This window comes from Pedobacter aquatilis (assembly GCF_030409415.1).
Lineage (GTDB): Bacteria > Bacteroidota > Bacteroidia > Sphingobacteriales > Sphingobacteriaceae > Pedobacter > Pedobacter aquatilis.
This window is the reverse complement of record NZ_JAUFPW010000008.1, coordinates 24872-37744: the sequence shown is the minus strand read 5'-3', so window position 1 is coordinate 37744 and position 12873 is coordinate 24872. Positions and strand designations below refer to the sequence as shown.

9 protein-coding genes are annotated in these 12873 nt (G+C 36.4%); 7 read left to right on the top strand and 2 right to left on the bottom strand.

Features of this window, described 5'->3' with window-relative positions:
* The first annotated feature begins 82 nt into the window (after nt 1-82).
* The 6 genes from QWY86_RS01290 to QWY86_RS01265 are packed head-to-tail and all read left to right on the top strand — an operon-like array spanning nt 83 to nt 8785.
* Nucleotides 83-2380 carry a glycoside hydrolase family 20 protein gene (locus tag QWY86_RS01290; protein WP_290237836.1) on the top strand — a complete coding sequence of 766 codons (2298 nt, stop codon included), beginning with the start codon at nt 83-85 and terminating at the stop codon, nt 2378-2380.
* Nucleotides 2381-3694: a gluconate:H+ symporter gene (locus tag QWY86_RS01285; RefSeq protein ID WP_290237833.1), complete on the top strand. Its 1314-nt coding sequence runs from the start codon at nt 2381-2383 to the stop codon at nt 3692-3694. It abuts the gene before it with no gap.
* Between the two features lie 21 nt (nt 3695-3715).
* The gene (locus QWY86_RS01280; RefSeq protein ID WP_290237831.1) at nt 3716-4186 is read left to right on the top strand and encodes a RidA family protein; all 471 of its coding nucleotides are present in this window, start codon (nt 3716-3718) and stop codon (nt 4184-4186) included.
* Nucleotides 4187-4189: 3 nt separating this feature from the next.
* A complete protein-coding gene (locus tag QWY86_RS01275) occupies nt 4190-5302 on the top strand; it encodes a D-TA family PLP-dependent enzyme (protein ID WP_290237829.1) in 1113 nt (370 codons plus the stop codon).
* A 9-nt stretch (nt 5303-5311) separates the two neighbouring features.
* Entirely contained in the window at nt 5312-6382 is a 1071-nt protein-coding gene (locus QWY86_RS01270) for a dipeptidase (protein WP_290237827.1), read from the top strand.
* A 12-nt stretch (nt 6383-6394) separates the two neighbouring features.
* The gene (locus QWY86_RS01265) at nt 6395-8785 is read left to right on the top strand and encodes a glycoside hydrolase family 3 N-terminal domain-containing protein (RefSeq protein ID WP_290237825.1); all 2391 of its coding nucleotides are present in this window, start codon (nt 6395-6397) and stop codon (nt 8783-8785) included.
* A 215-nt stretch (nt 8786-9000) separates the two neighbouring features.
* On the opposite strand, the gene QWY86_RS01260 is transcribed toward QWY86_RS01265, so the two are convergent.
* A complete protein-coding gene (locus tag QWY86_RS01260) occupies nt 9001-10686 on the bottom strand; it encodes a PNGase F N-terminal domain-containing protein (protein WP_290237823.1) in 1686 nt (561 codons plus the stop codon).
* Nucleotides 10687-10872: 186 nt separating this feature from the next.
* Here QWY86_RS01260 and QWY86_RS01255 point away from each other — a divergent pair, with 186 nt between their 5' ends.
* Nucleotides 10873-11745: a sugar phosphate isomerase/epimerase family protein gene (locus QWY86_RS01255; protein WP_290237820.1), complete on the top strand. Its 873-nt coding sequence runs from the start codon at nt 10873-10875 to the stop codon at nt 11743-11745.
* Nucleotides 11746-11754: 9 nt separating this feature from the next.
* On the opposite strand, the gene QWY86_RS01250 is transcribed toward QWY86_RS01255, so the two are convergent.
* Nucleotides 11755-12537, bottom strand: a complete 783-nt coding sequence (locus tag QWY86_RS01250; RefSeq protein WP_290237817.1) for an endonuclease/exonuclease/phosphatase family protein — start codon at nt 12535-12537, stop codon at nt 11755-11757.
* Nucleotides 12538-12873: the final 336 nt, after the last annotated feature.

Genomic DNA, 12873 nt, shown 5'->3' with positions numbered 1-12873 from the left:
GCCGTTGCCGAGCAAGAAAATGTAGTTATTGACGGAGAAAACAAAGTTTTAAACTTACCTTAGGCTTATTATAATTGGCGTTATGATAAAAATCTCCTTACCAAAAGTCATTTTGTTTAAGCAAGCTTTAACCATTAGCATATTAGTATTTGCAACTATATTATTTGTTGTTAACGATGGTTACGCTCAAGATTTAGCTAATTCTGACATCATTCCAAAACCATTAAAGGAAACCAAAAAACAGGGATATTTTACCATAACCGCGAATACAAAACTTTTTTTTCCAATAGGAGAAAAAGTAAGCTTAGCATTTTTTAATCAGCACTTAAATGATTTAGGAGGTTTTACCCTATCAAACGGAGGAAATGCAAGCTCGAAAGGCATTAATTTAATCCTGGATTCTACCTTAAATATTAAATCCGAAGGTTATTTTCTTTCTGTTTCCAGCAATAAAATTGATATCAAAGCGAAAGATAAACAAGGGCTGTTTTATGGTTTACAATCTTTAATTCAACTGATAAAAAAAGATGGTAAAAAAATAGTCGTTCAGGCCTATGAAATAGCAGATGAACCACGTTTTGCCTACAGAGGTATGCATCTTGATGTTGCCAGGAATATGTTTAGTGTTGCTTCAATAAAAAAGTGGCTTCAGGTTTTAGCATTTTATAAGATTAATACTTTTCATTGGCATTTAACAGATGACCAGGGTTGGAGGGTTGAGATTAAAAAATATCCTTTGCTACAAACAAAATCTGCTTATAGAAATGAAACCTTAGTCGGGCATAAACGTTCAAATCCACATATTTTTGATGGTAAACGTTATGGAGGTTATTATACACAAGAAGAAATAAAAGATGTTGTGCAATATGCTGCCAAACTTAACATCAATACTATTCCTGAAATTGAAATGCCTGGCCACGCAAGAGCTGTACTTGCAGCTTACCCAAATTTAGGCTGTACGGGCGGACCATATCAAACTGCCACCTTTTGGGGCGTATTTGATGATGTTTTCTGTGCAGGAAATGAAGAAACCTTTGCATTTTTAGAAGGTGTTTTAGATGAAGTGGTTGAGCTATTTCCCTCAAAATATATACATATTGGTGGCGATGAATGTCCAAAAACGAGGTGGCACGATTGTCCGAAATGTCAAAAACGCATAATAGATGAACAGCTTAAAGATGAGCACGAGTTGCAATCTTACTTTATCACCCGAATGGAAACATACCTCCATACAAAAGGTAAAAAGATTATCGGTTGGGATGAAATTTTAGAAGGTGGTTTAGCACCCGATGCAACGGTAATGAGTTGGAGAGGTTTAGAAGGCGGCATTGCTGCGGCTAAGCTTAAACACGACGTGATTATGACGCCCGAAAAATTTCTTTACCTAGATTATTATCAATCCTTAAATAAAAGTGAGCAAACTGCTGCGGGCGGTTATCTGCCACTCAGAAAGGTTTACGAATATGAGCCAATGCCTGAAGAACTGAATTCAACAGAGCAAAAATACATAAAAGGCGTACAGGCAAACGTTTGGACAGAGTATATGCCCGATGAGAAAAAAGCAGAATACATGATTTTCCCACGAATTGTTGCCTTATCCGAAATGGCTTGGTCAACTCCTAAAAATAGAAATTATGCTGATTTTTTAAAGCGACTACAATTTAATTTAAAGTTTCTGAAAGGAATTAATTATAGTTCATCATTTTATGAAGTTATGGGTAAAGCGACAGCGCACGGTTTTGTGCTTCAAACCGATATGCCTGAGGCTGAAATTAGATATACCTTAAATGGTGCTGAGCCCACAAAAGCCAGTAATAAATATACATCAAGCTTAACTTTTAGTAAGCCAGTAATTTTGAAAGCACAAGTTTTTAAAGGCGCTAATCCTATCGGCAAATTGTATGAACAAACAATCGTTCATAACTTGGCGACGGGTAAGCGTATTTCTTTGAAAAACTTGGGTTCGGGTAATTATAATATCGATGCACAGGTATTGGTAAATGGTTTACAAGGTTCTCCGCTGTACAATAATGGAGAGTGGTTGGGTTTAAGTGGAACTGATTTTGAAGCCGTGGTGGATTTGGGAAAAGATGAATTGATTAAAGAGGTAGGAATTAACATCCTTAATTATCAATGGCAAAAAATGCACCCGCCAACCTTATTAATTATAGAAGTTTCCAGCGATGGAAACCATTACAAGGAAGTATCCAGGCAAACAAAATTTAGCCAGGAAGGCATCAATTCAGTTCTGCATAAAATCGAACCGATTAAAGCCAGATATGTGCATTTAAAAGCTGCAAACATTGGTACAATTCCGAATGTATTTTATGGGGCAGGCTCAAAGGCTTTGTTAATGGTTGATGAAATTATCGTAAATTAAATGACTATACTAATCGTTTTCCTCTGCATTGCTTTACTTATCGTACTCATTTCGGTATTTAAAATCAATGCTTTTTTATCCTTTCTGGCAGTTTCCTTTGTAGCTGGTTTAGCTTTAGGTTTACCACCTGCGAAAATTCCTTCAAGCATAGAAAAAGGAATGGGCGATGTGCTGGGCTCATTAGCCATTATAATTACCGCTGGGGCTATGTTGGGTAAGCTCGTAGCAGAAAGTGGTGCTGCACAAAAAATTGCAGAAGTAAGTATGCGTGTTTTTGGCGAAAAGTACATTCAGTGGGCAATGGTTTTAACAGGTTTCTTAATCGGCATTCCGCTTTATTACGGAATTGGCTTTGTGCTCATGGTTCCATTGATATTTTCTGTAGTTTACCGCTACAAATTACCAGCACTTTATATTGGTTTGCCCATGTTGGCCGCATTATCTGTTACCCATGGTTTTTTACCGCCACATCCTTCTCCAGCGGCTCTGGTTATTCAGTTCAAGGCAGATATGGGTTTAACTTTGTTGTATGGTTTGGCGGTTTCAATTCCAGCAATTATTATCGGCGGACCAATATTTTCCCGTTATTTAAAAGCAATTCCTGCAAGCCCGTTGGCTTCGTTTACGCCGAAAGAAATGTCTGAAAATGAATTACCAAGTGGATTTAAGAGCTTCTTTACTGCATTATTACCTGTAATTTTATTGGCAGCGGCATCATTTTTACCAATGATTTTGCCGGTTAATTCATTCTTATTGCCATACATTTTATTCGCAGGAAATCCTTCAGTTGTGATGCTGATTGTTTTGATTGCGGCCACCTGGTTACTGGGCTTATCACAAGGAAAAAAGATGAGCGAAATTATGGCTGTTTATGCCGATGCTTTGAAAGATATCGCTATGATTTTGTTAATTATAGCGGGTTCTGGTGCATTAAAACAAGTTTTAACAGAAAGTGGCGTAAGTAATCAAATTGCAGATTACTTGCAGGATATTAAAGCAGAACCTTTATTCTTAGCCTGGATGATTGCCGCAATTATTCGCTTTTGCGTAGGTTCGGCAACAGTTGCAGGTTTAACTACTGCAGGAATCATTGTACCGCTCATGGAACATACGCATACCAATCCAAATCTGATGGTTTTAGCTGTTGGTGCGGGCAGTTTAATGTTTTCTCATGTCAATGATGCAGGTTTCTGGATGTTTAAAGAATATTTCGGTTTAACTTTGAAAGATACTTTTAAATCCTGGGCGATGATGGAATCCATCGTTGGCCTGATGGGTTTAGGTGGTGTCTTACTACTCAATATTTTTATCTAATTATAATCACTAATACACAAAATGGAAAATTTAACTCCCGATGAGCGTTTTGAACAATTAAAACTTAATTTACCACCTGCACCGGCACCACTTGGTGTTTATAAACCTTGTCTTGTTGATGGAAAATATCTTTATTTAAGCGGTCATGGTCCTGTTCAGGATGATAAATCACTAATCATTGGCAGAATTGGTTCTGATTTAACACAAGAAGAAGGTAAACTTGCCGCTTTACAAGTTGGATTGACCATGTTATCCACCATTAAAACCAATATTGGAAGTTTAAACAAAATAAAACGGGTTATCAAAGTTTTAGGCATGGTAAATTGTACGCCTGAATTTGAAAAACATCCATTTATTATTAATGGTTGCAGCGAACTTTTTGCAAAGGTTTGGGGCGAGGAAAATGGAATTGGGGTTAGAAGTGCAGTTGGCTTTGGCTCCCTGCCAGATAATATCCCAGTAGAAATTGAAGCCCTTTTTGAAATGGTGTAAATTATGCAGCAACAAGATTGGTTTATACTTACAGATGAAGCGAGCTTAGAAACGCCGTCTTTGATTTTTTACATCGAGCGAATCAAACATAACATCAAAACATTAAAAACAATGATTGATGATGTGGGGCGTTTACGCCCTCATGTTAAAACACATAAATGCCTTGAAGTTACTAATCTTATGATAGCTGAAGGGATAAATAAATTTAAGTGTGCAACCATTGCCGAAGCACAAATGCTTGGAATGGCAAATGCAAAGGATGTTTTGCTGGCTTATCCGCCTGTTGGCGAAAATATTAACAGATTTTTAAAACTTCAGAAAACATACAGCTCAACAGTTTTTAGTTGTTTGGTTGATGATTTGGAAATTGCAGAACAGCTTTCCGCAAAGGCTACAAGCGAAAATAGAATGGTTAATGTTTACATCGATTTAAATGTGGGCATGAACAGAACTGGGATTTTACCTGATTTGGCTATGGCGTTGGTTAAAAGTATAACTGCTTTACCAAACCTGAATTTAAAGGGTTTCCATGCCTACGATGGCCATATTCATGATTCATCAATGGATGTGCGTAAGCAAAAGTCCCAGCCAATTATTAAGCAAATCAATCAGCTTAAATTGCATTGTGAAAACATCAGCAATAGTAAATTTACTATTATCGCTGGCGGAACACCAACATTCCCAATTTATTCGACAGAAACTGATTTTGAATGTAGTCCTGGAACTTTTGTTTTGTGGGATAAAGGTTATCAGGATGCCTATCCAGAACAAAAATTTGAGGTAGCTGCGTTGGTAGTGAGCAGAATTGTTTCAAAGCCTGCCGATGGTTTTATCTGTACAGATTTAGGGCACAAGGCCGTTGCTGCTGAAAAGGAATTGCAAAATAGAGTATTCTTTGTTAATGCTCCAAACCTTGAAATAAAGAGTCAAAGTGAAGAGCATTTGGTTTTGACAAGTGATAACCCGAATGCCTATAAAATTGGCGATGTGCTTTACGGTTTGCCATATCATGTTTGCCCAACAGTGGCTTTACATGAAAAAGCCGTTTGTCTTGATGAAATTAAAGATGTTCAGTACTGGGATATAATTTCCCGTAAAAGAAAAATTACCATTTAATATTTTATCATGTTTACTATAGATGCCCATCTTGATTTAAGTATGAATGCCCTCGAGTGGAATCGAGATTTAACAAAAAATGTTGTCGATATTAATAAAAGGGAAGAAGGATTAACCGATAAACCTGACCGTTCACTAGCAACAGTTTCTTTGCCAGAGTTGAGAAAAGGCAATATTGGTTTGGTTGTGGCTACACAAATTGCCCGTTATGTTGCACCAGATAATCACCTGCCGGGATGGCATTCTCCAGAACAAGCCTGGGCGCAAACTCAAGGTCAGCTGGCCTGGTACAAAGCTATGGAAGATGCTGGAGAAATGTTTCAGGTAAAAGATTTAGAAACTTTAGAACAACATTTAAAGGTTTGGAACGATGGACAACCTGTTGATAAAAAGCCAATTGGTTACATTTTAAGTTTAGAAGGTGCGGATTCTTTTGTTACGTTTAATCATTTAGAAAAAGCCTGGCATAATGGACTAAGAGCTGTTGGCCCTGCGCATTATGGCCCTGGTCGTTATGCTCAGGGAACTGATGCGACTGGAAAAATGACGGCAATGGGGCATGAACTGTTGAAAGAAATGGAGCGCTTGAATGTTATTTTAGATGCTACTCACTTATGTGATGATAGTTTTTGGGATGCTTTAAGTCGTTTTAATGGCCATGTTTGGGCATCGCATAACAATTGCCGAGCTTTGGTAAACCACAACCGCCAATATAGCGATGAACAAATTAAGGAACTGGTAAATAGAGGTGCGGTTATTGGTAGTGCATTAGATGCCTGGATGATGGTGCCAAACTGGAAAAGGGGTATATCCAAACCTAAAGAAATGAAATGTAATTTAGAAGTGATGGTAAACCACATCGACCACATCTGCCAGCTGGCAGGAAATGCAAACCATGTAGGTATAGGTTCTGATTTAGATGGTGCTTTCGGTAAAGAGCAATGCCCTTACGATTTGGAAACCATCGCAGATTTGCAAAAAGTTCCAGCTTTATTTAAACAAAAGGGCTATACAGAAACTGATGTAGAAAACCTGATGCATGGCAATTGGTTAAGATTTTTAAGAAAAGCCTGGGCTTAATAATTCCATATAATGAAGACAATACAAAAAACAGTACTTTTATTAGCTGTGGTTATTTCTGCGTTGCCTACAAATATTTCAGCTCAGTCCAAAAGCAGTAATCCTCTCTATAAAAACCCTAAAGCTTCGGTAGAAAGTCGTATTAAAGATTTACTATCCCGAATGACGATTGAAGAAAAAGTAGGGCAAATTTCTATGCCCTTAGGCTGGCCGATGTACACGAGAATAGGAAATGAAGTTGAAGTTAGCGAAACATTTAAAAAATCGTTAAAAGAAGAATATACTGGAATGTTATGGGCAACTTTAAGAGCAGACCCGTGGACAAAGAAAACACTTGCCAATGGCTTAAACCCAGAGTTGGCGGCTAAAGCCACAAACGCCATTCAAAAATATGCCATAGAAAATACAAGATTAGGTATTCCTGTTTTGCTTTCAGAAGAATGTCCGCATGGGCACATGGCTATCGGAACTACCGTATTTCCAACATCTATTGGTCTGGGCAGTACTTTTAATCCAGATTTGATTAATAAAGTTGCAAGCGTAATCGCTAAAGAAACCCGTTTGCAAGGTGGGCATATTGGTTATGGCCCTGTTTTAGATTTGGCCAGAGAACCCAGATGGTCTAGAGTGGAAGAAACCTATGGCGAAGACCATGTTTTAAATAGCAGAATGGGCGAGGCAATGGTTAAAGGTTTTCAGGGAAATAACCTTAAAAGTGGCGTAAACATCGTCGCTACATTAAAGCACTTCGCTGCTTATGGAGCGCCTGAAGGTGGGCATAATGGTGGAAGCATTAACGTGGGTTTACGTACTTTACATCAGTTTTATTTGCCTCCATTTAAAGCTGCTGTAAAAGCGGGTGCTTTATCGGTAATGACTGCTTATAATTCCATTGATGGTATTCCATGCTCTTCTAATGAGTTTTTACTAACGGATTTATTAAGAAATCAATGGGGATTTAAAGGCTTTGTAGTTTCTGATTTGAACAGTATTTCTGGATTGATGGCAAATCATCACGTTGCAGCAAATCATGCTGATGCGGCAGCATTATCTATTAATGCGGGTTTAGACGCAGATTTAAGTGGTGTTGGTTATGGAAAAGCCTTGCGTAATGCTGTTAAGGCTGGATTAGTTACAAGGAAAACTTTAGACACTGCGGTAAGCAGGGTTTTACGCATCAAATTTAATATGGGGCTTTTCGAAAATCCTTATGTTAACGTAGACATGGCCAAAAATAAGGTAAGAAGTACAGAAAATATTGAGCTTGCCCGACAAGTAGCCAAAGAATCAATTGTGCTTCTAAAAAACCAAGGCAATCTTTTACCGTTAAGCAAAAATTTAAAAAATATCGCTGTTCTTGGTCCAAATGCCAATAATATTTACAACCAGCTTGGCGATTATACTGCGCCACAAACAGAAGAAAATGTGGTAACCGTTTTACGTGGTATTCAAAATAAAGTATCATCTGCAACAAAAATAAATTACGTAAAGGGATGCGACATAAGAGATGCCACAAACAGTAATATTGATGAAGCAGTTGCTGCGGCGAAAAAAGCTGATGCTATTGTTATTGTTTTGGGCGGCTCTAGTGCAAGAGATTTTAAAACCGAATACATTGAAACTGGAGCTGCAAAAGTTAGCGCTGCTGCATCAGGCATAAGTGATATGGAAAGTGGCGAAGGTTACGACAGGGCAACGTTAGATTTGTTGGGCGACCAACTTAAACTTTTAAAAGCCGTAGTTAAGACAGGGAAACCAGTTGTTTTGGTGTTGATTAAAGGAAGACCATTAAATTTAAACTGGGCTGCCGCAAATGTTCCAGCCATAGTTGATGCCTGGTATCCTGGCCAAGAGGGTGGAAATGCGATAGCTGATGTAATTTTTGGCGATTATAATCCTGCAGGAAGATTACCCATTTCGGTTCCAAAATCTGTTGGTCAGTTGCCAGTTTATTACAATGCCCGTTTCCCTGAAAAGCACGATTACATCGAGATTGATGCAAAACCCCTATACAGCTTTGGTTATGGTTTAAGCTACACCACTTTCGATTACCAGAATTTGAAATTAGAAAGTAACGGTGACAAAAACATAAAGGTAAGCTTCAATTTAAAAAACACTGGCGCTGTTGACGGGGAAGAAGTTGTTCAGTTGTATCTCAATACCAAAACTTCGTCGGTGGTGCTTCCAATGAAGCAGTTAAAACAATTTAAAAGGTTTTTTTTAAAAGCTGGCGAGGAAAAAACATTAACTTTTACTTTAACAAAGGATGATTTAGAAATCTATAATCAAAAAAGTAAATGGGAAGTTGAATTCGGAACCTATCATATAATGGTGGCATCTTCATCAGATAATACAAAATTGGAGCAAGATTTTTTAATGAATACAGCAAAAGCCAGTAAATAAAACTGTTTGTAAATTAGGTGAATATGATGTTCTTCAATATTAATATTATCAAATAGAAAAAATAACTATATCTTTAGGTAATCAATTTTAGGTAATTGATTAATTGTTCCTAGAGAAAACAATTGTAAAAGGGTAGTTTAAAAGCTACCCTTTATTACGTTGTCTACAATGGTATTTGTTATTTTATACAACTGCTGTAGAATAATTAAGTCTACTTATTCCTTTCCAATTAGCACTCCAGATACATTCCACGCACTGCTGCTTCCACCTTCTGGTTTACCCATTGGTATAGAAACTTTTATGGTGTGTGAACCTGCTTTCAAATCGCCTAAATCAATAAAATTTGGATTTGTTACCGTTCCTGGGCACCAATTCGAGCGACTTAAATCTGATGACGATAAGCCGGTTTCAAAATTTCCGGATGCCGGATTGGAAAGTCGGTAAGAACCACAATCTTGTCGCCAAGGCACGAAAGAAAATGTTTCTTTACCATCAAGCCAAATGCTATTTTTTTTCGGTACAAATTCATCGCCATTGCTCCAACCGCCATGTCCGGTGGTTATGTAGCGAAGTTTTGCATTTTTAACGTCTTTATCCAAAATAAAAGAAACTTCCAAGCCTTTTTCAATACTGAACATGGTTGCATATTCTTGTCCGGCCATTTCCATCACATTTGTGGTATTAAATAACGGCATAATAATATCCTTTTCAGGCTTTTGGCGACCTGCATTGTGTAAGGTGATATTTAAAGAAACCTTGTGTCCGCCTTTATCATAATTGCCAATAAACACGGCGACCCAAGCTTCCTTACCATTTAATAAAGGAAATAACTCAGAAATATCCTGACGATAAAAAACTTGTTCAGCCCAGGTTTTACCTTTCAATTTTAAGTTATTGTATTTGCCAACGCCAAAAGGGGTAAAGAAACGCATTAACTCTACAACGGGGGTAAAATCTGTTGTTGTAACTACGCCCTGATATTGTTTACCATTTCCATTATCGTAAACAGGTAAAACCTTAACCGAATTTTTTAAAGCATCAATTAAACTTATTTTTTTATCCGTGGGGATGATGAAAACTGATCCTGTTCTATCATAAGCATCGCCATTAGATTGTTCAGTTAAATCAGCAAAAACGTTTTGAGCATTTTCTATTGAGGGAAATTTAACCTTTCTGGCGATGACTGTTCCGCCAGCGAACCTAAAAATACTATCTTTTGATTGTGGCTTTTCAATAAAATTTATGGTTTCGTTTTCAAAAACTTTTAAGGTTGTAAATCTGCTTTTCCATAATAAATCCTTATAATCCAACGCATTGATTATTTTAGATTTACTTCCTGTAAAATCCTTTACATCAGTTGATTTAATTGCTTTAATTGAAGTTGCCGTTAAATAACTATTACCGTTTCTTACCTGCTCTAAAACCAAACCCAAATTCTGTCCAAGAACCGTTGGTGCAGCTTTTATTCCGGCATCAACAGTAAACCATAAATCAATCCTATTTGAATTAACAACGGTTGTAGCTTTTTTACAAGTGTAGCCTAGTATTACTTTAGTTTCATTTGTTATTTCAATAACTTGTTTAGCAATCGCAGTGCTATCAGCAGTTGCAATTTGAGTCGTCTTATTCAAATCAGCCATTTGGAATAGAATGTTTGATGGCTTTTCTACAATGTTTTGTTCAAAAGGGTATCGCCCATTTCCTTCAAAAATGGAGGCGGTTGTAATTAAATTCTGATTTGTAGAAGCTATCAATACAACAGGATTTCTATCTTCCTTTGGTTTGCCATCTGCCGAGCGCCAGTAGGTGATTTTATAATTATTGCCTGGTTTTAATTTCTGCTGCGCATTAATCAGAAAAGGTATGGTAATTAGAAATAAAAGGCTATAAATCGGTTTCATTATCTTTATGTTTTAATCGCTTAAAGATATTACAGAATTTTGGTTTCTGTACTAAAATGCGGTTATAAGCAATTTGTATAAAGAATTTTTTACAAATGTTGGTGCTGTTATCTTTTATTTGATATTGATTTATAGTTAATTAAGTTTAATTTAGATAAACATCTAACCATCATCAACCCTGTTGAAATGAAAAACTTTATTAAATCTTATTGCCTTGTTCTGAACATGTTATTGTTAAGCTTCTGCTCGAATAGCTTAGCACAACAAATGCCATCTTTAGGCATTGTTTCTCCATTATCTAGAGACAGCATTATTCATTCAGCTGGTTTTAAGTACATTGGAGAATCGGTTTCAAATATGCTATCACCATCCTTAAGTGAAGAAGCTCTTGAGGCAAATTTGAAAAGAATAAAAGCAGCAAAAACAAAAGTCCTGAGTTGTAATATTTTTTTTCCTGGGAATATTAAAATTGCCGGACCAGAAGTCAATACAGAGCAGGTGTTAACTTATGCAGAAAAGGTATTGTCCAGAGCCAACAAGGCAGGGGTTAAATATGTCATTCTTGGAAGTTCATCAGCTAGATCAATTCCTCAAGATTACGATAAAGATAAAGCGAAATCAGATTTTGTTAAGATTTGTTCAGAACTGGCAAAATTAGCATATAAAAATAAGGTTATTATCGCTTTAGAAAATCTTCAATCTTCTGAAACGAATTTTATTAATACAGTTAAAGATGCAGCCGATGTAGTTCGAAAAGTAAACAACCCTGCATTTGGTTTAAATGCAGATATTTTTCACATGATGAGGGAAAATGAATCTCCTGAAGAAATTGTAAAAGCGGGCAACCTCTTAGTTTTTTGTGAGGTAGCAGAGAAAGAAAAACGTTCGCTTCCAGGTGTTATGAAAGAAGATTTTAAGCCTTATTTCGAAGCACTAAAGCAACTCAAATACAATAAATATATTTTCATAGAAGGAAAAATTGAAAATGCAGAAACCGAAATACCGTATGCATTTAGTTATTTAACACAGCAGATAAAAGAAGTGTATGGTAAGAAATAAATTTTTAAGTTAATCTTCTGTGGTGTTTGCATTTATTTTCTCTTCTGCTATTTCCAAATCAGCTTCAGTTGCAACCGGGACATCATTCAGGTGTTCTGCTTTAGGATTAAATTGAAGGTCTACAAACATCGGGAAATGGTCTGAATTGCAGCTTGGTAATCTTTTTATAGAACTTAAAGAAAAATCTACAGAGCAAAAAATATGATCGAGCGGAAAGCGTAGAAAGAAGTATTTTGCGTTAAAACTATTGAAAAAACCACGACCTCTTCTAGGATCGAGCAGTCCGCTAATTTTACCGAATAGCTCAGTTGTATAACTCCAGGCAACGTCATTTAAATCGCCCATTACAACAACCGGATAATCAGATTTTTTGGCTTTTTCCGCTACAATCAAAATTTCTTTATCTCTCTCTGTAGATTTTGGGTTTTCTTGCGGCACAGGAGGTTCAGGATGAAGGCAAAAAAGTTTAACTAACTGCCCGGATCGAAGCTTAATAAGTGTTTCTATTGATGGTATGTCTTGCTTAACTAAATATTTAACTTCTCCATCAGAAAGTTCTAATTTTGAATACAATAACATGCCATAAGTATTTGGTATTGGGATTTTTAATTGATACGGGTATCGCTTGCCAATAACATCAATTTGGTCTTGCCACCATTGATGTGTTTCGACCATTAATACAACATCAGGATTACAAGCTGAAATTAGTTTTAAGTAAGCATTTGAATTTCGGTTCTCTTGATAAACATTCGCGATAAAAACCTTTAAATTGTTATCATTCGAAGGGTGCATTGCTTTCACTATTTGCTTTGAGCCAAATCTTGTGAATGGAAATATTAGGTAAATTAAGTATGTAGCATTAATAGAAAGCAATCCAAGTATTATATAATCTATTAAAATATCAGGGAAACTAAATAGAAATATAAGTGTAATTATGTAAATATTTAAAACCAATTTCTGCAGCCGTGGAAATTCGAATACCCTGAATATCCAAAAATCATGTCGGATAAATGGAATTAATGTTGATAATATTAGAAAAATACTAAAGTAAAATAGGATATCGTGAATCAAGGGATTATTATTAATAGTTAGCTTATACTTACCGAAATTAAATCTATATAAAATAGA

Coding starts and splice junctions, on each gene's coding strand:
- QWY86_RS01290 (WP_290237836.1), top strand. CDS start 83: ATGATAAAAATCTCCTTACCAAAAGTCATTTTGTTTAAGCAAGCTTTA.
- QWY86_RS01285 (WP_290237833.1), top strand. CDS start 2,381: ATGACTATACTAATCGTTTTCCTCTGCATTGCTTTACTTATCGTACTC.
- QWY86_RS01280 (WP_290237831.1), top strand. CDS start 3,716: ATGGAAAATTTAACTCCCGATGAGCGTTTTGAACAATTAAAACTTAAT.
- QWY86_RS01275 (WP_290237829.1), top strand. CDS start 4,190: ATGCAGCAACAAGATTGGTTTATACTTACAGATGAAGCGAGCTTAGAA.
- QWY86_RS01270 (WP_290237827.1), top strand. CDS start 5,312: ATGTTTACTATAGATGCCCATCTTGATTTAAGTATGAATGCCCTCGAG.
- QWY86_RS01265 (WP_290237825.1), top strand. CDS start 6,395: ATGAAGACAATACAAAAAACAGTACTTTTATTAGCTGTGGTTATTTCT.
- QWY86_RS01260 (WP_290237823.1), bottom strand. CDS start 10,686: ATGAAACCGATTTATAGCCTTTTATTTCTAATTACCATACCTTTTCTG.
- QWY86_RS01255 (WP_290237820.1), top strand. CDS start 10,873: ATGAAAAACTTTATTAAATCTTATTGCCTTGTTCTGAACATGTTATTG.
- QWY86_RS01250 (WP_290237817.1), bottom strand. CDS start 12,537: ATGCACCCTTCGAATGATAACAATTTAAAGGTTTTTATCGCGAATGTT.